A 20442-nucleotide genomic window follows, 5' to 3' on the forward strand; every position below is an offset into this window, starting at 1 on the left:
AAGCAGAGAGAAATATCGGCAATGGTAAGGATGTCGGTGACTGAACGCAGCAAAGCATGAAAACCACAATCTCATGCTCAGGGAATGTTTTTGCCCTTGACGGACAGCCTTTTAATGGGTGACCCCGGCATGTTGCATTCTGGTCTTTAAACCCCTGGCCTTCCTTCCACCGATTTTGAATAAAATCTACATACACCTCATATTTGCCATATTATCTATCAATTCCGGATATTTAAGTTATTTTTAGACCAGTTTAACAAATTGCGAACAACGAGAAAAAGTATATTTTATTCATACGACCCATCCCCGCGCCAAACCCTCCCCAGAACCTCCATTAAAAATAAATCCTAGTAATTTCATATTATTATAAATTTAAAAAATTTATTTTCAGTCTTGGCACGCTCCTCGCTATATAGAAAGACAAGAGCAAGGCAAACGGCCTTGGAAAGGAGCACATCATGAAACGCACTCTCTCGACCCTGATCATCACCGCCGCTTCGGCTTCTACCGCTTTTGCTTCCGGCGCCGCCGAGGGTTCCGGCTTCGGTCTGGTCACCATCGCTTTCTTGGGCTTTTTCGCCGTGATCATCGCCACCCAGCTGCTTCCGGGACTGACCCTCTTCATCTCCGGTGCCAAGAGCATCTTCGGCAAAGGGAACAAGGAAGCCGGCAGTCATCGCTAAGAAACGAGCAACGTCCCCGAATCACACGGATCTCATACTTGAAAAGGAGAACATCATGAAAGCCACCGCCCGCATCGCCGCCGCCACCGCCCTCCTGTCGACCGTCGCCACGTCCGCTTTCGCCGCTTCGAGCGCCGCTTCCGGCGGGGGATTGCTCGTCTGGTTGTTCCTCGGCTTCGTCGGTCTGATCGTCGCTACCCAGCTTGTTCCCGCCTTGATGCTGTTGGTCGGCATCGTCCAGGGGGTGACCAGCGGCAGCGCCGCCGACCAGTCGGCCCGGTAACCACGAATCTCAACAATCCTGCACGAAAGCCGAAGCCTATGCTTCGGCTTTCGTTGTTTTGGGGGATGAGAAAAATGGATTACCAGGCGGTCCGGCTATGCTAGTATCAGCGAATAAGTCATTATCCCTGCAATCCCGAGTCTATCAACGAGCCCTCCATGACCGATAAAAACCTTCTTTTGCGCCAACTCCCCGCCGTCGACCGCATTCTCAACGCTCCGCCCCTACAGGCCTTGGCCGCCACCTGCCCCCATGTGCTGCTGGTGGAAGCGGCCCAGGAGACGGTCGCCGAATTGCGCCACACTATTCTTTCTGGAAGCGTCTCCCCCGATCTGGCCGTCGATGGCGTCGCCGAACTCGCGGCTTGCCGCGCGGCGAACAAGCAGGGGCCCTCTCTGCGGCCGGTGCTCAACGCCACCGGCACCCTGCTGCACACCAATCTCGGTCGCGCCCCCCTGAGCGAAGCGGCGCTGGCCGCCATCACCGCCGTCAGCCGTTCCTATTCCAACCTCGAACTCGATCTGACAACAGGCAAGCGCGGTCATCGTTTCTCCCATGTAGAGGGATTGCTCTGCCGCTTGTCCGGCGCCGAGGCGGCGGCGGTGGTCAACAATAACGCCGGCGCAGTGTTGCTCGCCCTGACCGCCTTGGCGAAGGGGAAAGAAGCTATCGTTTCGCGGGGGGAAATGATCGAGATCGGCGGGGCCTTCCGCATCCCCGAAGTGATGGAGGCGGGCGGGGTGAAACTGCGCGAGGTGGGAACGACCAACAAAACCCATCTCAAGGATTACGCCGGGGCGATTAACGCGGAAACCGGTCTGCTGCTCAAGGTCCACACCAGCAATTACCGCATCGTCGGTTTCACCCAGGAGGTGCCGGCAGCGGCGATGGTCGAACTGGCCCATGGCCACGGCCTGCCGGTGATGGAAGATCTGGGCAGCGGCATGCTCATGGATCTTACGCCCTTCGGCCTCCCTCGGGAGCCGACGGTGCGCGAGGCGGTAGCAGCGGGGATCGACGTCGTCACCTTCAGTGGCGACAAACTCCTCGGCGGCCCCCAAGCGGGAATTCTCGTCGGCCGCCGCACCGCTATCGACAAAATCCGCCACCACCCCCTGGCCCGCGCCCTGCGCATCGACAAGCTGACCCTGGCGGCCTTGGAAGCGACCCTGGCCGCCTACCTTGACGAACAGCGGGCGCTGTCGGAACTGCCGGTACTGCGCATGCTCAACATGACGGCGGCGGAAGTGGAAGAGCGCAGCCGCGCTTTCGCCGAGCGACTTGACGCTACCCTCGGCACGGCGGCAGAGATCTCCGTGATCGAAGAGCCTTCGGCCATCGGCGGCGGCGCCCTGCCCCTGACCGAACTCCCCGGTTTCGCCGTCGCCCTGACCCCGCAAGGGATCAGCGTCGACCTCCTCGCCCTGCGCCTGCGCCAGGGGAAACCGCCGGTAGTCGGCCGCGTTCAGGACAACCGCCTGCTCCTCAACCTGCGCACCATCCTCCCCGACGAAGAACCGCACCTCATCGAAGCCCTGCGCATCGCCTTCCGCTCGTGAAAAAAGCCCCGGAACCTTGGGTTCCGGGGCCGCGAAAAGTTTCTCGGCTATCGCTCGGTCAACATGAACACCGGCGTCGAAACCGCGCCGTGCGGCGCAAGATCAGGTAGCCGCAAATCGCCGACAGCAGGGACCCGAGCAGCACCCCGAGACGGGCTCCCGGCATCGCCCCGCCATCCAAGGCCAGCGAGGCGATGAACAGACTCATGGTGAAACCGACACCGCAGAGCAGGGACATCCCGTAGAACTCCCGCCAGCGAACATCGTCGGGCAGACTCGCCACCCGCAGCCGCACGGCCAGCCAGGAAAAACCGAACACTCCCACTTGTTTGCCAAGAAAAAGCCCGAGGGCGATGCCCAGCGGCAGGGGCTCCAGCAAGAAATCCAACGACATGCCGGAAAGGGAGACGCCGGCGTTGGCGAAGGCGAAAAGCGGGAGGATGCCGAAAGCCACCCAGGGATGGAGGCTGTGCTCCAGATGCCGCAGGGGGGAATGCCCGTGGACATCGCACTCCCGCAAGGGGATGGCGAAAGCCATGACCACGCCGGCCAGGGTCGCGTGCACCCCCGACTTGAGCACACTGGTCCAAAGAAAGACGCCGACCAGGATGTACGGCGCCAACCGGGTAACGCCGAGACGGTTCAGAACCAGCAGCATGACGATGGCCAACCCGGCCAGCCCGAGCGAGAGCATCGACAACTCGTGGGTGAAAAACAGGGCGATAATGACGATCGCGCCCAGGTCGTCGAGAATCGCCAGGGTCAGCAGAAACAGCTTGAGACTGTTGGGAACCCCCTTGCCCAGCAACGCGAGGACCCCCAGGGCGAAGGCGATGTCGGTCGCCGCCGGGATCGCCCAGCCGTCGCGAGCCTGAACGTCGCCACCGTTGAACCAGGCGTAGATCAGCGCCGGCAGCACCATCCCGCCGACCGCCGCCAGCGCCGGAAGGACGATCCGCGACAGGCTCGACAGCTCGCCGTCGAGAACCTCCCTTTTGACTTCCAGGCCGACGAGCAGGAAGAAGATCGCCATCAAACCATCGTTGATCCACAGCAGCAGGGGCTTGGCGAGGGACAGTTCGCCGATTTCGACGGCCAGCCGGGTTTGCAGAAACAGGTCGTAGAGACCGGCCAGCGGCGTGTTGGCGCAGAGCAACGCCAGCAGCATGGCGAAGATCAGCAGTATGCCGCTGGCCGATTCCAGTTTCAGAAACTCCCGTATCGCGCTTATCGTCATCGGTCACCTCTCCCGTCGCGGCCACGCCGGCAACGGAACACCCCCATCAAGCCCGGCCTCCAGCCATAGCCTGCAGCCGGGCGATACGCTCTTCCATGGGCGGATGGGTGGAGAAGAGCTTGGCCAGCGACGCCCCCTTCAATGGGTTGACGATGAACATGTGCGAGGTGGCCGGGGTCGCCTCGTTCATCGGCACCTGTTGGGACGCCAGTTGCAACTTGTTCAGGGCACTGGCCAAAGCCAGGGGATTGCCGCAGATCTTTGCCCCGGAGGCATCGGCCAGAAACTCGCGGCTGCGCGAAACCGCCATCTGGATGAGCATGGCGGCCATCGGCGCGATAAAGGCCATGGCCAGGCCGCCGAGCATGCTTCCGCCCCCCTCTTCGTCGTCACTGCTGCCGCCGCCGAAAATCGCCGCCCATTGCAGCATGTTGCCGAGCATGGCGATAGCCCCGGCGAAGGTCGCGGCGATGGTGGAGATCAGGGTGTCGCGGTTCCGGACATGAGACAGTTCGTGGGCCATCACTCCTTCCAGTTCTTCGGCGGTGAGAATGCGCATGATCCCTTCCGTGGCGGCAACGGCGGCATTGGCCGGATTGCGGCCGGTGGCGAAGGCGTTGGGGCTGTCCGAAGGGATGATGTAAACCTTGGGCATGGGCATCCCGGCGCGCTCGGCCAGGCCCTTGACCATGCGGTAAAAGGCTGGGCTTTCGGTTTCGGAAACCTCGCGGGCCTTGTACATCTTCAGAACAATCTTGTCCGAATACCAGTAGCTGAAGAAATTCATGCCGCCGGCCAGAAGCAGGGCGATGACCATCCCCCCCTGACCGCCGATGGCATTGCCCATGGCCACCATGAGCAGGGTGAGACAGGTGAGAAAGAAGGTGATTTTCAAGGTGTTCATGCTTTTATTCCTCCGTACCTCGGGTTGCGCCGTCGGTAAAAGAAAAGACCCTTACCCACGGCTGACTGTTGAAACGCCATGAATAAAGGTCTGGCAAATCGCGACCTGCTGGTCGGCTACCCCGCGCCCGGGCGACTCGGTCACCGTAATGACGAAACGCGGGCCGGCGATGTCTCCCGCCGGTTGCTACTCCCCTTTAACGATCTAAAGGATACGAAAACGGATATTTTTCTGTCAACAAAAATCGGCGGCAGCGCAAAAAGTCCGCGGCGGTGGTTGTTCCGACCATCATCACGAACAGACCGCGCCTCTCAGAAGATGCCGGCAACGAAACTCTCCACCTGCTCCAGTTCTGCGGCAGCGGCCCCGACATCGAACCGGGCCAGGAGAGTGCCCAAGGGAGATTCCGTCGGCGCAGGGAAGATGCCTTCATTGACGAAACGGTCGGCCAACTGAACGAGGGCGGGAAGGCGTTCTTCCCCCGCCAGGAGCTCGGGCTCATGATGACGGGCGATGACTTGCTTCACCGCTTCGGGCAGATGCCAGTTTTCAGCCAGAAGCGCCCCCACCTGAACGTGATGGTCGACGACCAGACGTTCGCATTCTGCCTCGGAGAGTTCCTGCTCCGCCAGAATCCGCCACAACACCACCTTGCCGATGTCGTGCAACAGGCCGCCGACGAAGGCAGTCTCCTCGTCCTCGCCGCAAAGACCGGCGAGCTTGCGGGCGACGTAGGCGCACTTGAAGCCATGGCGCATGAGCTCCACCAGCCGGGTGCGCTCCGCCGTGTCAGCGGGGGTTATGGAATGGGTGACGGCAATGCCGAGCAGTTTCTTGTAGCCAAGGAGAACGAGGGCGTGCTGGATCGAGGTTACAGAATTGGCCAGGCCGTAGAAGGAAGAATTGACGACCTTGAGGATGCGCGAGGTCAGAAGCTGGTCGGCCATGACAATTTTCAGCACCTGATGGGGCGAACCCTGGGGATCCTCCATCGCCCGGCGCAGATGCAGCAGAGTCTTGGGCATGGGCGGCAGGGAAAAATCGCCGCGCCCCAGACGGCGAGCCACGGTTTCGTACCAGGAATCCTGCCCTGACCGTTGCTCGGCGAGAGCCTTTTCATTGAGCTGCCGCGCCCGTTTTACCGACTCCCCCAACCCGAGGCGGACGATCCGGGAACCGGTCGCCGGTTCGCTTTGGCGCAGCATAAAAAAGCCTCGTGGACGGCGCAGGGCATCGGCCAGCGCCAGCAGCAGCCGAAAGGTCTGCAAGCGCTTCAGGGCCGAGGAATCGAGCAGCTTTCGTTCCACTAGGTAGCGCCCCAGGGGAAGGTTGCGCGCCAAGCTCTCCCGGCGGGCGGCGGCGAGCCGTTCGGGGTCGAGAAAACCAGCGCCGGCAAGGATGTATTCTTGGCTTTCCTCCGCACGGTTGCTGACCAGGCCGACCAGCATCCCCACTTCTAGTGCCAGGGTTTTATGGACCGTGCCGTAAACCAGGGTGAGCGCTCCAGTCAAAGCCCTCGCCTCGATCCAGGCGAGGAGATCCTCGAGAGACATCAGCCCCAGATCCCCCTGCAACGAGTTTGACACCTCCAGCGGTCGCATATCGTTGGCGGCCTGATTCATGAACCGAAACCTCCCTCACCCTCCCGCGGAAAACCCAAAGAAAAAACGATCCAAACCGCATCGTTTCCTGTAGATATTCGCCGAACGGGGGGAATTGTCAACCCCGGCCCCGGCGCGACCGAATGCGAGGTAAGTCCTTGCAAATCCCGGGCCATACGGCTTTTACGGTTGCCATTCCCATGGCCGCCGGTATATTTTCATTCTGTTGGTCGGAGGGTCCGCGCTTTCCGGCAACCGACCCGATCCATAATAATTCATTCCTTTGCATGATTGACCAGGAGGCTCCATGACCGCACCGCCCCCCCTGCTGCTGGCCCGCAGCGACCAGGACATCGCCCTGCTCCCGCGCATGGCCAACCGCCATGGCCTAGTGGCCGGCGCCACCGGCACCGGCAAGACCATCACCTTGCGTCTGCTCGCCGAAGGCTTCAGCCGCCAAGGCGTCCCGGTCTTTCTCGCCGATATCAAAGGGGATATCTCCGGGATGGCGGCAGCTGGGGAAGGCCATCCGAAAATCGTGGAACGAGCAGCGCAACTGAAATTGCAGGACTTCGCCCCGGAGGCCTTTCCCGTTATTTTCTGGGATCTCTTCGGCAAGCAGGGGCATCCGGTACGGGCCACCGTCTCGGATATGGGACCGCTCCTTCTCGGCCGGCTTCTCAACCTCAGCGAAGTCCAGACGGGCGTGCTCAATCTGGCTTTCCGCATCGCCGACGACAATGGTCTGCTCCTCCTCGACCTGAAGGACTTGCAGGCGATGGTCCGTCACCTGGGAGAGAACGCTTCCCAGTACACTACCAGCTACGGCAATATCTCCACCGCCAGCGTCGGCGCCATCCAGCGTGCCCTGATCTCTCTTGAAGATCAGGGGGGCGACAGCTTTTTCGGTGAACCGGCGCTGGAACTGACCGATCTCATGCGCACCGACCTTTCCGGCCGGGGAATGGTCAACATCCTGGCGGCGGATCAGCTCATTCTCTCACCGCAGCTCTATTCCACCTTTTTGCTCTGGCTGCTGTCGGAACTTTTCGAGCGCCTCCCCGAGGTCGGCGACCCGGAAAAACCACGCCTGGTCTTCTTCTTCGACGAAGCCCATCTCCTCTTCGACGAAGCGCCCAAGAGCCTGCGCGACAAAATCGAGCAGGTGGTGCGCCTGATCCGCTCCAAGGGGGTAGGGATTTACTTCGTAACCCAGAGTCCGAGCGACGTCCCCGACGAGGTCCTCGGCCAACTCGGCAACCGCGTCCAACACGCCCTGCGCGCCTTCACTCCGCGGGATCAGAAGGCGGTGCGTACCGCCGCCGAAACCTTCCGCCCCAACCCCAAGATCGACACCGCCCGGGTCATCACCGAACTGGGGGTGGGTGAAGCGCTCCTCTCGGTGCTCGACGCCAAGGGAACGCCGACCATGGTGGAGCGGGCCTTGGTCTGCCCGCCCCGCAGCCGCCTGCGCCCCCTGGACGAGGGGGAGCGACGTCAGGTTCTTCAGGGCTCCCCCCTCTTCGGTCGCTACGAGCAGGTCGTCGACCGGGAATCGGCCCATGAAATTTTGCGCGAACGGGCGCAGCGCGAGCAGGAGCGCGCCGCCCTCGAAGCGGAACTGGCGCAGAGTCGCCCCACCGCCCGCAAAGAACCGGCGCGGCGCGGCCGCCAGCCGGACAGTCTGGTAGAGTCCCTGGCCAAGAGTGCCGCCCGCAGTATCGGCACCCAGGTCGGCCGCACCCTCATCCGCGGCGTCCTCGGATCCCTCTTCGGCGGACGCCGCTGATTTTCGCCCATGAACCTATCCCCTGCATTGCGTCAAGGTTTGTGCTTGATCTGTCTGGGCTTGGCCGCCCTGGCCGGCTGGTGGCTGGGCGAAGGGGGCGTCCCCCTCGGTTCCCTGAGCGGCGCTGCCTTGTTGCTGCTCTTCGTCTTCGGCGCCGCCGGGCTGGCTCCCTCCCCCCGACGGCAGGAAAAGTACTATGTCATGGCCGCCGCGCTGATTCTCATTCTCGGCAGCTGGTCGGCGGGGCAGGCGACGAATCGGCGCGCCTTTCACGAATGCCTGGAGCGGGGGAATGTGATCCGCGCCTCGCTGGAAAGCTTTCACCAAAAACAGGGACACTATCCCGAAAGCCTGGACGAGCTGACCGTGGATCTGCCCGGCCGGCGGCGGCTGCACCCCGACCTGCTTGACTACCGGCGCCTGGACGACAACTACGAACTGACTTTTTTCCGGGACAACCTGCGCTTCGCCGCCGGCCGTCACGTCCCCTTCAGCGCCCAGCGCCAGGAGCCCTGACCATGGAACACGCCACCGTCCACAGCCTGTGCACCCGCCAGGTACTTCCACTGCCCATCGAGGAAGTTTTCGCTTTCTTCGCCGATGCCGGCAACCTCGAACGGATCACTCCGCCGGAACTCAATTTCCGCATTCTCACGCCCCTGCCCATCGCTGTCGACCAGGGCACCGTCATCGATTACCGCCTGCGCCTCTTCGGCATTCCCTTCGCGTGGAAAACGGAAATCACCTGCTGGGAACCGCCCCACCAGTTCGTCGATGAGCAGCGCCGGGGCCCTTACCGCCAATGGATTCACCGGCACCGCTTCAGCCCCGTTGCGGGGGGAACGATGATGGAGGACGAGGTTCGTTACCAGCTCCCCCTCGCGCCCCTGGGAGAACTCGCCCTGCCCCTGATCCGGCTGCAACTGGGGCGGATTTTCGACTACCGGAAAGAGGCGATTCGGAGTATTCTCGGCGAAAGATGAAGCCCGGAGCGCCCCGGATACGGCCCCGGCGCTGGAGACGGAAATGAAAGAGATCACCGCCATTAAGCTCATGCCCCACCTTGATCCCGATGGCCTGCTCCGGCTGATGACCTGGGTCGCAGTCCTTTCCCTGCTGGTGATTCTCTCTCTGGCCGGCTACGGCATCCACCGGGTCTTCACCGCCCACGTCACCCACAATGCCGAAGAGACCGCCGTGCGTTTAAGCGAGCTCCTCGCGGAAGAATGCCGACTGCTTTTCGACAAGTCCGGAAAGCTGACCCTCCCCACCACGAACCGAGAACGTCTCGACCGCCGCCTGCGCACCCTCTCCGCTCCCTTCGACGTCGTCAAGATCAAGATCTACGATGCCGGACAAAAGATCCTCTACAGCACCGACCCGACCATCGTCGGTCAGATCGATGACGGCAACCGGCGCCTGACCAAAGCGCTGGGGGGAGTCCCCGACAGCCACTTGGAGAGCCGGGAGACGGTTCTCGACCTGGTCAACGAGCGGCAGTTCGACGTCGATGTCGTCGAAACCTACGTGCCGATCCGTAATGGCCAGCAGGTCGCCGGCTGCTTCGAACTGTACATGGACGTCACCCGCTATCGCGACGAAATCAACCGCGGGGTACTGACCGCGACCGGGCTGCTGACTCTGGTGCTCGCCGTTGTCTTCACCGCCGCCTTTCTGATCTTGCGCCGAGGGGTGGTGCAGTTGCGCCAGGCCCAAGAGCAGCTGACGCAGTTGGCGACGATCGATCCCCTGACCGGCGCCTTCAATCGCAGCGAGATTCTCAATCGGGCGCGCAAGGAAGCCTCGCGTCTGCGCCGTTCCATGACCCAGGCGCCGGATCAGGCGATTGCTCTGGTGATGATCGATATCGACCGCTTCAAGACGATCAACGACCGCTACGGACATCCGGCGGGGGATTCAGTACTGCGCCAGGTGGTGCGCCGCATCCGCATCGAATTGCGCGACTACGACCTTTTCGGCCGCTATGGCGGCGAGGAATTCCTGGCGATTCTCCCCGGTACCGACAACTCCGCCGCTCGAGCCGTGGCCGAACGCATGCGTCGGGCCGTAGGAGAGACACCCCTTGATCTCGAAGGACAAAATCTACCGGTCACCATCAGCCTCGGCGTCGCCGTTCTTACCGGTGACATCCTCGATTTGACCGGCACCCTGCAACGGGCCGAGGAAGCCCTTCACCATGCCAAGAGCACCGGCCGCGACCGGGTCTACTGCGCGGAAACCAATCGCGCTCACCAGGAAACCACCCCGTAAGCCTGCTGTACCGGACCCAGCAAAACGCCGTCGGCAGCGACTTTATCGACAACCAGCATCGCTCCCTGATCGAGCCGGTCAACCCGCTGGTTCTTGCCATCGACGAAGGGCGGAAAGAACTGAAATCGCTCGGCTTTTCGAGTCCCTCAAGGAATACACCGAGAATCATTTCGCCGCCTAAGACCCTCAGAAAAGCCGCGCCAGCAGCGCAACGACGGCAGTCTCCACCCGCAGGATGCGTTCGCCGAGGGCGCGGGGAACGAATCCCGCCTCCTGCAATTTGCCGATCTCATAGGGAATGAATCCCCCTTCCGGCCCCACCGCCAGGGTCACGGGGCCGGAGACTTCCCGCGGGCAGGAAAGTTGCGCCGGGGGATGGGCGACCAAGCAGATGGTCCCAGCGCTCAGGGCGGGCAGTTCGTCCTCAACGAAGGGTTTGAACAGGGGTTTCAGCAACACTTCCGGCAACACCGTATCCCGTGCCTGTTCCAGCCCGAGGATCAGCGGCTCCCGCAGCCCTTCGCCGAAAAGGGCCGGACTCTTCCAGTAACTCTTCTCCACCCGCACACTGTTGAGCAGAACGATCCGTTTCACCCCCAGGGAAGTCACCGTCAGCAGTACCCGCTTCAGCACCTTGGGACGCGGCAGAGCCAGAAGGAGCGTCACCGGCAGAGGCGGCGGCGGTTTCTGCTCGAAGGCCACCGCCATCTCCAGTCCGGACTCCTCCAGACGCAGCACCCGTCCGGAACCGATCAATCCCCCCGCCTCCCCCACGCATAGGGATTCCCCCACCGCCGCCCGATGCACCTCAAGGACATGACGCAAACGCCGTCCGGTCAGAAGAACCCGATCCGGCGCGACAAAATCCTCGGGAAAAAGCAGGATCAGATTCATGCCGCCCTCCTTTCATGCGACCGGCTCCGAGACAGCATTTTTTTCATCAAAAACCCGCCGAACCTGAACTTGCCATCGCAACAAAATCCGCTACAGATGGATGCCACAATACACCCCCTCCGAAAAGAGCGGAAAATGAATAAAAATGCCTCGTCTTACGTGCCTGTGCCTTGTTCGTCGGTTCCGGTTAGGGCGGCGGGACGCCAAGGAAACCCTCCCATCAGCCGTGCAACAACCCGTACTGGACAATATAGATGACGGCGCCAGCGAAGTAGCCGATCAGGGCCAGACCGCTGATTTCCCTGACGTACCAAAAGAAGTGAACCTTCTCCAGCCCCATCGCCGCCACCCCGGCGGCCGAGATGACGATGATCCCGGCAAAGAAGAACCGGTCGTCCTGCCGGTCGTGGAGCTTTTTCATCAACGATGATCATAACGATGGTGGTGGTCAGGTTGTCAAGCACTGCGCTGAGGAAGAAGGTGGCGAAACTGTCAGCCACATGAGCGAGGAGAGCCTGGTGGTCTTGATCCGCGAGGTGATGACCTCGAAGCCATTATGGGCGTCGACCACCTCAACGACGGTCATGGCACCCATCAGGAAAAAAACGATCTGGCGGTGACCGAAAGGGGCTTCGGAAAGATGCTCGCCAACCAGATTGGAAGAGCACTGCTTTTCTCCTCGATATGCGGCAACTCGCCGGGCGCGGAAACCGTCGCGATCGTTCGCGCATTGAGCACCGAGCGCCACCCGTCGTCAAAGTCCGGCGTCCCCGTCGCGCTTTCATACCCGCCCACAAACAGCAGAATCGTCAGCAGGGCAACGAAGGCCAACAGCAAAGGGCTCATGGGGAAGACCGACCGAAGCCGGAAACGCATCGTTTTTTCGATCATCGAAACATCATTTCAGCAGCGAAGAAAAAAGAAACGGCTGGTTTCATCTTCCTTTCCTGGAATTTTGTCAAGCCTCTTCCGCAAGTACCTGTCGAATCGAAGAAAAAACGAAGGGAATGATGTTCTGAATACTTCCATCCGCTTAAACGCCAAGAGCCACCCCGTTTTGGGGTGGCTCTTGGCGTCTTTTTGATTTTCCGAATGGTTAGGAAAAAACGGCTAATACCAAGCGCGCCATGGTCAAACAATGAGGCGGATTTAGGTCCGTCGACACCGCAAGGCCATGGCAGCAACGCAGCAGTTGACGAATTTTTTGCGACGCCATCCTACTTGACGATGGTCACTGTGCAGCGGGCCTGGCTCGCAACCTGGTGAGAAACGGAGCCGAGCAGCCATTCGGCGATGCGGGCACGGCCGCGATTGCCGATGAAGATCATTCCCACTTCTTTTTGATGAGCCTGATCGACGATTACCTCGGCGGCATGACCGACCACACAGTCCGTGGCGATTTCCACCCCGAGCCCGGCAGCCTTGGCCTTGAGCAGTTCCTGGGCTCCTTCGAACTTGGCGCGAGAAGCGCAAATGATCGGTTCGAAATCCATCGACACGTCAATCAGATCCGGAATCTGTACCACCGACAGGACGATGATCTTACTTCCCTCCCGGCCTCGGGCAAATTCTAGGGCCAGGTCGAAAGCTTTATGGGAAGCGGGGGAGTCGTCAAAGGCCACGAGGATATTCTTATTTATTTCGCTCATATTTTCTTCCTTATTTGTATGCGGATGTCGGCAACATTTTCCCTGAGCATAGTCGGCTTTAGCGCTCTGTCAACGGTCCCGATCAGGATTTTTCACAGGCGAGTGCTGCCTGTTTTTTCCGCAAATCCCCCGGCACAAGCCTGTTCCAGCGGCACCAGCGCCGACAAAAGAGTACCGCTTAGAACTTGGCAAATCCCGGCAGATTACCGACATCACGTCATATTTCGCCTTTACATGGGATGGTGAATGACTTGGCCCGCCCCCTGCAAACGGGGAAGGTAACCCTTCTTCCTCATCCGCGAAAGGAGACCGTCATGTATGTCGCCCGCGAGATCAACCTCCTGGTTCCCATCGAGGAAGCGGCGCGCACCTTGCACACCACCTCGATCAGCATCTACATGCATATCAAGCGCAAGCTCATTGCTGGTCACGAAGTGGGCGAACGCTGGTTCGTCGAAGCCGAAAGCCTCGCCGTTTTTCTCGCCCGGCACGACGGCACAGATCCGGCCTTGGTTCATCATGCCCGCGGCTGCGATAAACCCTGCAAGTAGAGTTTGGGACAGTTTCAGACCCAGTTCACCAGCGGCTCGGAAATGGGAGAGATTTAAATGGTGTTTGTTGCAATTCAAGACCCGACCCCTGGAAGCCTCACCCGCTTGATTACGCGACCTTGCCTGGCCGTATTGTGCCGTACCATCACATTTCTCATCCGTTTTTAGGCAAATAAAAACCAAAGGGGACTTCCCGTCGTCAAGATGATAACGGGAAGTCCCCTTTGCGTTACTTATGACTCTGATATTTAACAGAGTCCTTGAAATAATGAGATGTACTTATCTGTTAAAAAGAACGGATAGGGAACCTTGTGTCAATCCCGGCAGCCTGGAAAGCACCATTGTACATAGCGGCTACATCGTTATAGATTATATCCGGGAACAAAGCGAACAGATAGGTTTGAACTTCCATGTTCATGTTTTTCATTGCGATAACTGAATCTTTGAAAAACGCTGCAAAAGTAGCTTTGGCGGTGAACATCTGAGCAACGGCATCAGTTCCGTCCTGGTAAACAGAGGCCATGCAAGGCATTGCCGGAGTGTGGTGCATTCCGGTTCCAAGTGCCATCTCAGCATAGAACTGGCTGCAAAGCTCCACGATCTGGACTTCATCGTTATAACCAAGAGCAAAAGCTCTGGGGAACTTCCAGGCCTGAGTAGTCAAAGGGATGCCTGCAGGATTTTGACCTTCCCACATAGGCAGGAAAAACTGGTTAAGCAAGGAAGGAAGTTGTGCCTTCATGTCCTCGAGATCTGCAAAATAAACAGAAACTACCGGGGTGCCTGTTGCTGGGTTGCTGGGGTCATACATAGGATTCTGGTAGTGACCTTCGAACATCTGCTGGCCATCCCATGCGAACAGCTCTGCCATGAATTGACGTACCATGTCACTAAAAGGTTTCAGCATGGTTGCATTTTTGTACAGAGGGGCTGTTTGCTTCATGTACCCTTTAAGAGCAGCGGCAATCTGAGTTGCATCTGCATTGGGGATTCTAACGCTGGGAGTAACTACGTCAGCCGGAAGGGCTTCAATGTCTTCGTTAGTAATTTCAGAGCCACGCAACAGATCCGCTACGTTGAAGGAAGGTTGTTGCCACCAGCTAAATGCCAAGCTCGAACCTTCAATATCCCATGCATAGTGGGTTCCGTAACACAGTGCATTCTTGACGCCGAGGGAAATCTGGGCGCTTGTTTTGTCGCAATGGGTATTGAAAAGCGATTTATTGAATGCGGAAAGATCGTTGTACCCTACTTTTGCTACTGAATCCGGGTTGAGAGCGGCGACAACGACATAGTCAGTGATCTGATCCATGTTATTCGCCACATCTACATTCGGATAAGCCATGCTGAGCATCTGCAAGGTGGGAGCAGAAATGGTGTATACACTGACTGCCCACGGAGCGTTGATGCCATATTCCGCTCCAAGGCGGTTCAGATAATAATCATCACTTGTTGCCCAGAGTTCAACCAAGGCAGCATATTCGGTAGAGCCCTGGATGTTTACGGGCGGAAAGTGCACCACATCCACGACGTCAAGATTTTCCATGTTCTCAGTTGCTGTTATCGGCTTAAGACGATAGTAGCTTCTTGAACCGAATTGATCCTTAATAGCCTGAGATACCTCATTGACAACTTCGTGGATATCTACTTGAGTACGATCTACAGGAAGTTTTGCGATTACGTTGAAAGGCTCAATTCCGGACGAGGTAAACGCATACAAATTTCCACAACATAAAAAGAAAACACAAAAAACCGACAAAAACAGATACTTCTTCATCAATCCATTCTTCTTCATCAATCCATTCCTCCCTTAAACAATTTTGTTGTCCTTTACGTTGCTTTATCCCCCATTGAATAAGACAACTGGACAACACGTGGCAGAAAGTCGAAATCTTCGACCCTTGGTAAACCAATCGATCCCTTATTAAAGTAATATGTACGGAAGGGGAACATGTCTACATATACACATATTGCATTAATCATATCTCTATACATACATGTTTCTTAGTATTTATATCATTGTAAAATTAAGTTTATTTTCGGGAAAAAGAATTACTTCAGACCAAAACAGGAGTCAAGAATTAAGTTTCGGTTAAACAAAAAAATCCCATTGAGCAGAACTAGGCATTTCCATTTCCAAGACAGTGTTGACGCTTATCTTCTTGGCTGCATTTACATCCTCGGTGAGAAAACTCATCCGGCGTCACGTCTTGTAGGAGAGCTTTTTTGCACAACGCACAAAAAAAGAAAAAAGGGTCGGATTTATTTTACGATCCGCTCCCTTTTATCCGCCAACTCTCGCCCCTCCGGGTCACCGTCCCCCCATAAAAACACCCTGTCGATAAATTCACAGCAGCGGTCGCAGGTTGCCAAGGTCGACATCGCAGAGTTCGTCGAGTTGCCGGAGGATGGCGCGCAGCTCGTTGTATTCGGGATGGCCGGGGAGGTGTACGGCGCGGCGGGTGAATTCGGCGCGGTCGAAGGTGCCCCAGTTGACCAGTTGCCCAAGGTAGACGACGGCGCCGTAACGGCGGGCCAGTTCAACGAAGACAGGGAGTTCCCGGTAGTTGACACATTGAACGACAAAGCTGAAGGTGAGGGGAATGGCGAGGGTGGCGATGAAGTCGAGGTTACGCAGCAGGCGGCCGAAGTCGCCGCCCCGACGGATTGCGTCATAGGTCGCGGCAGTCGCGGCGTCGATGGAGATTTCCGCGCTCTTGACCAGCGGATGCAGGTGGGCGAGTTGCGCCCAGGCGGCGGCATCCCAGAGCTGGCCGTTGGTGTGCAGGCCCACACGGCGCAGGCGCGGCCAGGTGCGCGGGGTGATCGCGGCCAACAGCTCGCGGTAAGCGGGACTGCCGAAAGGATCGCCGTAACCGGAAACAATCAGTTCCTCAGCGTGAGGCGCGGCCTGCTCGACAATGCGCCGGGTGAGCAGGCCGACCCGCTCCCGGCCGGCATCATCGAGGGCAAGGGGCGCCCGGCGGCAGGTGGGACAGCTCAGGTTACAGCGAGGGTCGAAACAGAGATTGAGGATTTTCGGGCCGTAGGGAAGATGGACCTTGCCCCGATCCAGAGCGGCGCGCAACTCCGGATCGACAACTTCGGCCGTGGTCATCACCGGCGGCGCATCGCACGCCAAGCGCGGACAGCGCTTGCGGCTGCAATTGTGAAAGGTGCCGTTGAGAATATTGCGGCGCAGGCCCCGCGCAGCGGGGCCGTTCCAGATTTCCGGGAGAGATTGTTCGAGCAGATTCCCGATGGGGGTCTTCAACCAGGCCGGACAGCAGGCAAAGACCGACCCATCGGGATGGATTTCACACCAGGCAAAGGGATGGGTGCAGATCCGCCGTGCGGAATCGTCCATCCCCGCTTTCATCAATCGGCCTTCAGCGTGGTGTAAAGTACCGACTGGCCGCGCTTCACCAGCAGGCGCAGCACCTCCCCCTTCTTCACCTTGCCCACGGCTGACTTGAAAGCAGCGACATTCGGGGTCGCCCTGCCGTTGACTTCGAGGATCACGTCACCGTGCCGCAGTTGGCCGGCGGCCGCCGAGCTGTTGGGGTCAATCGCATTGATCAGGACCCCGTCGGTGCCATCCAGGCCGAAGCGCGCCGCCAGTTCCGGTGAGATATTGGAGAGCGAGAGCCCAAGCTGTCCCGGCTCGCCGCTTTCCGTCGTGCCGCTCTCGACACCCGAACCATCCTCCAGCTTGGCGATCTTGACCTTGAGACTCTTCTCCTTGCCGTCGCGCACTATGCCGAGGGTGACCGTCTTGTTTACCGGCGTCGCCGCCACCAGTCGGGGCAGATCCTTGGTTTCGTTCACTTCGGAGCCGTCGTAACGGACGATAATGTCGCCGCGCTTGACCCCGGCACGACCGGCCGGCGAGTCGGCGGTGACTTCGGCGACCAGCGCCCCCTTGGCTTCCTTGAGATCAAAGGAGTCGGCCAGTTCTTCGGTCATCGGCTGCACGCTCACCCCCAGCCACCCCCGGATGACATGACCGGTCTCCTTGAGCTGGTCGAGGATCTCCGTGGCGGCGTTGACCGGTGTGGCAAAACCGATCCCTTGGCCACCGGCGATGATCGCAGTGTTGATGCCCACCACCTGACCGTCGAGATTGAAGAGCGGACCGCCGGAGTTGCCGGGGTTGATGGAGGCGTCGGTCTGGATGAAATCGTCATAGGGTCCGGCGCCGATAACGCGCCCCTTGGCCGAAACGATGCCGGCGGTCACGGTCTGCTCCAGACCGAAGGGGTTGCCAATGGCCATCACCCATTCGCCGACTTCCAGTTTGTCGCTATCCCCGAGCACCGCCACCGGCAGGGCTTCCTTCGTCTCGATCTTGAGCAGCGCCAGGTCGAGTTTTTCATCCTGCCCCTTGATGGTCGCATCAAAGGTGCGGCCGTCGACGAGCTTGACCGTCACCGTGTCGGCACCGTTGACCACATGGTCGTTGGTCAGGATGTAGCCGTCCTTGGAGATGATGAAGCCCGACCCCAGGGCCTGCTTATGACGCGGCCCCTGGGGCATTTCCTCGAAAAAGCGGTTGAAGAAATCGTCGAAAAAGTCGTTATGCGGACCGAAGGGACTGCGCGGCATCATGGGCCGCCGGGTTTTGGCTTTTTGTTCAATACTGATATGCACGACCGCCGGCTTGAGTTCCTTGGCAAGCGCGACAAAGTCGGGGGGGGCTGCCGCCAACCCGGAAACGGGCAGGCTCAGCAGCAGAGACAAGAGCAGAATGATGAAATGTGCCGGACGAGGTTTCATGGGTTCCTCCGTGATGCGTGGTTGGTGGGACAAGCCCAGAAGGGTAGCTTAACGCTTTCGTTACTCTTGCGGCTGATCAAAAATGTCCGGATGCAAGACGCCCGAAATTCGAGGAGTTAGGCGTGCCGGAAGGTCCGTGGCAGCGACGCGAATGAGGGCAACGCCGCGGACGGGCGTTTTTCATCAGTCGCTCCCCTCGGCGAAATCCAGGGTCACCCGCAGCCCCGGCCCGTTGTTCTCCAGGCGGATGCGGGCATTGTGCAGTTGCGCCACCGCCGCCACCAGCGCCAGACCGAGACCGTTGCCGGGGGTGGAGCGGCTTGCCTCCAGCCGATAGAAGCGCTGCAAGACCTTGTCCCGGGCTTCCGGCGGGATGCCCGGACCGTTATCCGCCACGATGACCCGCGTTCCGGCCAGGGCCACCCAGATGCGCCCTTGGGCCGGAGTGTACTTGATGGCGTTGTCGAGCAGGTTGGCGAAGGCCTGAAAAAGCAGGTCGCGGTCGCCGCGCAGTTTCGGAGCGGAAAGCAGATGGGCCTCGATGTGCTGCTCCTTCTCGTCGGCCAGGGGTTCGTAAAGTTCGATAACGTCCCGCAGCAGTTCGGCGGGATCAACCTCCTGAAAACCGGCGCGGCGGCTTCCCGCCTCGACTTGGCCGATGCGCAGAAGCGCCTTGAAGGTACTGAGCAGGCCATCGGCCTCAGCCACCGCCCGGTCGAGCAGCTCACGATTGTGTTCCTCTGGCGTCTGGGCGCACAGCGTTTCCAGCAGATTGCGCAACCGCGCCAGAGGGGTACGCAAATCATGGGCGATGTTGTCGGAGACCTGACGCACCCCGGCCATCAGGGCCTCGATCCGGTCGAGCATGGCATTGAGATTGCCCGCCAGCTGGTCGAAATCGTCCTCCGCGCCGCGCACCGGTATGCGTCGGGAAAGATCGCCGCTCATGATCTCCCGGCAGGTATCGTTGATGCTCTCGACCCGGCGCAGAAAACCGCGACTGATAGTGGCACCCCCGACCAATCCCAGCACGGCGGTGAGGGCCAGCCCCCAGGTCAGGGTCGAGACGATCAGCTGCTGGATCTTCTCCAGTTCGTGCACGTCCCGTCCGACCAGCAGGTTCAATCCCCCTTCCAGCCTGAAGAGCCGGGCCCGGGCCGCGTGCCCCTTCTTGGCGGTGCCCCGGTCCTCTTCCAGACGGAAACTCAGCCAGCCGGTCCGGGGTTCCTCTCCCTGCGGCCAACGGCTCAGATTGCCGAGGAGCGCCTGCAGACGACGGTCGGCAAGCAGATAGAGGATCGGGCCGTTCGGTTCCCGGGCCATGCGCTCGGAGATCAGCGCGGTCAGCCCCGGCAGGCCGGTGCGGTCGTAGCGCTCCGCCAGCCCCACCACCTCGGCCTCAATGGCGGCATCGGTCTGGCGCACCATGTAGCCCGCCGTCGACCAGTAGATGAAACCGAGGAGCAGCAGCACCGAGATGCCGAAGAGGGCCATGTACAGAATGGCCAGGCGAAAGGTGCTGCTGGCCAGCAGCCTAGGCTTCGGCACGGAGCACGTATCCCGCGCCGCGTACGGTGTGCAGCAGCGGCCCTTCGAAATCCTTGTCGATCTTGCTCCGCAACCGGCTGATATGCACGTCGATGACGTTGGTCTGCGGATCGAAATGGTAATCCCAGACGTTCTCCAGCAGCATGGTGCGGGTCACCACCTGGCCGCTATGGCGCAACAGATATTCGAGCAGACGAAACTCCCGGGGTTGCAACTCGATGTTCCGCCCGGCGCGACGCACCGTGCGGGTCAAAAGATCCATCTCCAGATCGGCGACCTTGAGCAACGTGCGCGGAGCCTGTTCCCCCTCCCCCCGGCGGATCAGGGCTTCGAGGCGGGCGAGCAGCTCGGAAAAAGCGAAGGGCTTGACCAGATAGTCGTCACCGCCGGCGCGCAACCCCTCGACCCGATCGTCAACCTCGCCGAGGGCGCTGAGAAAGAGCGCCGGAGTCTTTTTGCCCGCCGCCCGCAGGGAGCGGATCAGGGCCAGACCGTCGAGCCCCGGCAGCATGCGGTCAACCACCAGAGTGTCGAAATCCTCCTCCAGCGCCCGGAACAACCCGTCCTTGCCGTCGCCGACCCACTCGGCGCGGTGGCCGCTCTCGCTGAGCCCTTTGACCAGATAGGCCGCCGTCTCGGCGTCGTCCTCAATAATCAGAATGCGCATGCCTGCCTCGATTTCATCAAGTTAATCATG

Annotated in this window: 19 protein-coding genes and 1 pseudogene; 9 read left to right on the forward strand and 11 right to left on the reverse strand. The window is 59.8% G+C overall.

Annotated elements, in window-relative coordinates:
* The first annotated feature begins 458 nt into the window (after positions 1-458).
* The 3 genes from RBR25_RS00005 to selA all read left to right on the forward strand — a co-directional run bounded on the left by RBR25_RS00005 (position 459) and on the right by selA (position 2525).
* A complete protein-coding gene (locus RBR25_RS00005; RefSeq protein ID WP_432817466.1) occupies positions 459-683 on the forward strand; it encodes a hypothetical protein in 225 nt (74 codons plus the stop codon).
* Positions 684-738: 55 nt separating this feature from the next.
* Positions 739-966 (forward strand): hypothetical protein, encoded by a 228-nt coding sequence (locus RBR25_RS00010; protein WP_432817467.1) that lies wholly within the window; start codon positions 739-741, stop codon positions 964-966.
* Between the two features lie 158 nt (positions 967-1124).
* Positions 1125-2525, forward strand: coding sequence for an L-seryl-tRNA(Sec) selenium transferase (gene selA / locus RBR25_RS00015; RefSeq protein WP_432817468.1), 1401 nt, complete (start codon positions 1125-1127; stop codon positions 2523-2525).
* Between the two features lie 58 nt (positions 2526-2583).
* Here the strand turns inward: selA and nhaA are convergent, their stop codons facing one another.
* The 3 genes from nhaA to RBR25_RS00030 all read right to left on the reverse strand — a co-directional run bounded on the left by nhaA (position 2584) and on the right by RBR25_RS00030 (position 6288).
* Complete coding sequence (gene nhaA / locus RBR25_RS00020; protein ID WP_432817469.1) at positions 2584-3762, reverse strand: Na+/H+ antiporter NhaA; 1179 nt, start codon at positions 3760-3762, stop codon at positions 2584-2586.
* A gap of 46 nt (positions 3763-3808) precedes the next feature.
* Positions 3809-4666, reverse strand: coding sequence for a zinc metalloprotease HtpX (gene htpX / locus RBR25_RS00025; RefSeq protein ID WP_432817470.1), 858 nt, complete (start codon positions 4664-4666; stop codon positions 3809-3811).
* 311 nt (positions 4667-4977) lie between these two features.
* On the reverse strand, positions 4978-6288 hold the full coding sequence (locus RBR25_RS00030) for an HDOD domain-containing protein (protein WP_432817471.1): 1311 nt from the start codon (positions 6286-6288) through the stop codon (positions 4978-4980).
* A 286-nt stretch (positions 6289-6574) separates the two neighbouring features.
* Here RBR25_RS00030 and RBR25_RS00035 point away from each other — a divergent pair, with 286 nt between their 5' ends.
* The 4 genes from RBR25_RS00035 to RBR25_RS00050 are packed head-to-tail and all read left to right on the forward strand — an operon-like array spanning position 6575 to position 10327.
* Positions 6575-8056: a helicase HerA-like domain-containing protein gene (locus tag RBR25_RS00035; RefSeq protein WP_432817472.1), complete on the forward strand. Its 1482-nt coding sequence runs from the start codon at positions 6575-6577 to the stop codon at positions 8054-8056.
* Positions 8057-8101: 45 nt separating this feature from the next.
* A complete protein-coding gene (locus RBR25_RS00040; RefSeq protein WP_432817473.1) occupies positions 8102-8572 on the forward strand; it encodes a hypothetical protein in 471 nt (156 codons plus the stop codon).
* Positions 8573-8574: 2 nt separating this feature from the next.
* Positions 8575-9039 (forward strand): SRPBCC family protein, encoded by a 465-nt coding sequence (locus tag RBR25_RS00045; protein ID WP_432817474.1) that lies wholly within the window; start codon positions 8575-8577, stop codon positions 9037-9039.
* 43 nt (positions 9040-9082) lie between these two features.
* Positions 9083-10327 (forward strand): GGDEF domain-containing protein, encoded by a 1245-nt coding sequence (locus tag RBR25_RS00050; protein WP_432817475.1) that lies wholly within the window; start codon positions 9083-9085, stop codon positions 10325-10327.
* Positions 10328-10513: 186 nt separating this feature from the next.
* On the opposite strand, the gene RBR25_RS00055 is transcribed toward RBR25_RS00050, so the two are convergent.
* Both RBR25_RS00055 and RBR25_RS00060 read right to left on the reverse strand, forming a co-directional pair.
* On the reverse strand, positions 10514-11221 hold the full coding sequence (locus RBR25_RS00055) for a 16S rRNA (uracil(1498)-N(3))-methyltransferase (RefSeq protein WP_432817476.1): 708 nt from the start codon (positions 11219-11221) through the stop codon (positions 10514-10516).
* 343 nt (positions 11222-11564) lie between these two features.
* Positions 11565-11876, reverse strand: a pseudogene (locus RBR25_RS00060) (SLC13 family permease); the annotation flags it as partial.
* On the opposite strand from RBR25_RS00060, the gene RBR25_RS00065 reads away from it, so the two are divergent.
* Positions 11778-12305, forward strand: a complete 528-nt coding sequence (locus RBR25_RS00065) for a hypothetical protein (RefSeq protein ID WP_432817713.1) — start codon at positions 11778-11780, stop codon at positions 12303-12305. The pseudogene RBR25_RS00060 and the gene RBR25_RS00065 sit on opposite strands and share 99 nt — an antisense overlap.
* Before the next feature lie 133 nt (positions 12306-12438).
* On the opposite strand, the gene RBR25_RS00070 is transcribed toward RBR25_RS00065, so the two are convergent.
* On the reverse strand, positions 12439-12870 hold the full coding sequence (locus tag RBR25_RS00070) for a universal stress protein (protein ID WP_432817477.1): 432 nt from the start codon (positions 12868-12870) through the stop codon (positions 12439-12441).
* A gap of 314 nt (positions 12871-13184) precedes the next feature.
* Between RBR25_RS00070 and RBR25_RS00075 the strand changes: the two genes are divergently transcribed.
* Positions 13185-13421: a hypothetical protein gene (locus RBR25_RS00075; RefSeq protein ID WP_432817478.1), complete on the forward strand. Its 237-nt coding sequence runs from the start codon at positions 13185-13187 to the stop codon at positions 13419-13421.
* Positions 13422-13707: 286 nt separating this feature from the next.
* Here RBR25_RS00075 and RBR25_RS00080 read toward each other — a convergent pair whose 3' ends face one another.
* The 5 genes from RBR25_RS00080 to RBR25_RS00100 form a co-directional block, all read right to left on the reverse strand.
* The gene (locus RBR25_RS00080; RefSeq protein ID WP_432817479.1) at positions 13708-15216 is read right to left on the reverse strand and encodes a hypothetical protein; all 1509 of its coding nucleotides are present in this window, start codon (positions 15214-15216) and stop codon (positions 13708-13710) included.
* Between the two features lie 552 nt (positions 15217-15768).
* Positions 15769-16788 (reverse strand): SPASM domain-containing protein, encoded by a 1020-nt coding sequence (locus RBR25_RS00085; protein WP_432817480.1) that lies wholly within the window; start codon positions 16786-16788, stop codon positions 15769-15771.
* Positions 16789-16799: 11 nt separating this feature from the next.
* Positions 16800-18197 (reverse strand): DegQ family serine endoprotease, encoded by a 1398-nt coding sequence (locus RBR25_RS00090; RefSeq protein WP_432817481.1) that lies wholly within the window; start codon positions 18195-18197, stop codon positions 16800-16802.
* A 183-nt stretch (positions 18198-18380) separates the two neighbouring features.
* Positions 18381-19745, reverse strand: a complete 1365-nt coding sequence (locus RBR25_RS00095) for a sensor histidine kinase (RefSeq protein WP_432817482.1) — start codon at positions 19743-19745, stop codon at positions 18381-18383.
* Positions 19732-20412 carry a winged helix-turn-helix domain-containing protein gene (locus RBR25_RS00100; RefSeq protein WP_432817483.1) on the reverse strand — a complete coding sequence of 227 codons (681 nt, stop codon included), beginning with the start codon at positions 20410-20412 and terminating at the stop codon, positions 19732-19734. The genes RBR25_RS00095 and RBR25_RS00100 overlap by 14 nt, the downstream gene beginning before the upstream one ends.
* Positions 20413-20442: the final 30 nt, after the last annotated feature.

Source organism: Trichloromonas sp. (assembly GCF_034006665.1).
GTDB lineage: Bacteria > Desulfobacterota > Desulfuromonadia > Desulfuromonadales > Trichloromonadaceae > Trichloromonas.

What these genes read in the sequence shown, in the direction of transcription:
- RBR25_RS00005 (WP_432817466.1), top strand. Translation starts at nt 459, where the DNA reads ATGAAACGCACTCTCTCGACCCTGATCATCACCGCCGCTTCGGCTTCT.
- RBR25_RS00010 (WP_432817467.1), top strand. Translation starts at nt 739, where the DNA reads ATGAAAGCCACCGCCCGCATCGCCGCCGCCACCGCCCTCCTGTCGACC.
- selA (WP_432817468.1), top strand. Translation starts at nt 1,125, where the DNA reads ATGACCGATAAAAACCTTCTTTTGCGCCAACTCCCCGCCGTCGACCGC.
- nhaA (WP_432817469.1), bottom strand. Translation starts at nt 3,762, where the DNA reads ATGACGATAAGCGCGATACGGGAGTTTCTGAAACTGGAATCGGCCAGC.
- htpX (WP_432817470.1), bottom strand. Translation starts at nt 4,666, where the DNA reads ATGAACACCTTGAAAATCACCTTCTTTCTCACCTGTCTCACCCTGCTC.
- RBR25_RS00030 (WP_432817471.1), bottom strand. Translation starts at nt 6,288, where the DNA reads ATGAATCAGGCCGCCAACGATATGCGACCGCTGGAGGTGTCAAACTCG.
- RBR25_RS00035 (WP_432817472.1), top strand. Translation starts at nt 6,575, where the DNA reads ATGACCGCACCGCCCCCCCTGCTGCTGGCCCGCAGCGACCAGGACATC.
- RBR25_RS00045 (WP_432817474.1), top strand. Translation starts at nt 8,575, where the DNA reads ATGGAACACGCCACCGTCCACAGCCTGTGCACCCGCCAGGTACTTCCA.
- RBR25_RS00050 (WP_432817475.1), top strand. Translation starts at nt 9,083, where the DNA reads ATGAAAGAGATCACCGCCATTAAGCTCATGCCCCACCTTGATCCCGAT.
- RBR25_RS00055 (WP_432817476.1), bottom strand. Translation starts at nt 11,221, where the DNA reads ATGAATCTGATCCTGCTTTTTCCCGAGGATTTTGTCGCGCCGGATCGG.
- RBR25_RS00065 (WP_432817713.1), top strand. Translation starts at nt 11,778, where the DNA reads ATGGGCGTCGACCACCTCAACGACGGTCATGGCACCCATCAGGAAAAA.
- RBR25_RS00070 (WP_432817477.1), bottom strand. Translation starts at nt 12,870, where the DNA reads ATGAGCGAAATAAATAAGAATATCCTCGTGGCCTTTGACGACTCCCCC.
- RBR25_RS00075 (WP_432817478.1), top strand. Translation starts at nt 13,185, where the DNA reads ATGTATGTCGCCCGCGAGATCAACCTCCTGGTTCCCATCGAGGAAGCG.
- RBR25_RS00080 (WP_432817479.1), bottom strand. Translation starts at nt 15,216, where the DNA reads ATGAAGAAGAATGGATTGATGAAGAAGTATCTGTTTTTGTCGGTTTTT.
- RBR25_RS00085 (WP_432817480.1), bottom strand. Translation starts at nt 16,788, where the DNA reads ATGGACGATTCCGCACGGCGGATCTGCACCCATCCCTTTGCCTGGTGT.
- RBR25_RS00090 (WP_432817481.1), bottom strand. Translation starts at nt 18,197, where the DNA reads ATGAAACCTCGTCCGGCACATTTCATCATTCTGCTCTTGTCTCTGCTG.
- RBR25_RS00100 (WP_432817483.1), bottom strand. Translation starts at nt 20,412, where the DNA reads ATGCGCATTCTGATTATTGAGGACGACGCCGAGACGGCGGCCTATCTG.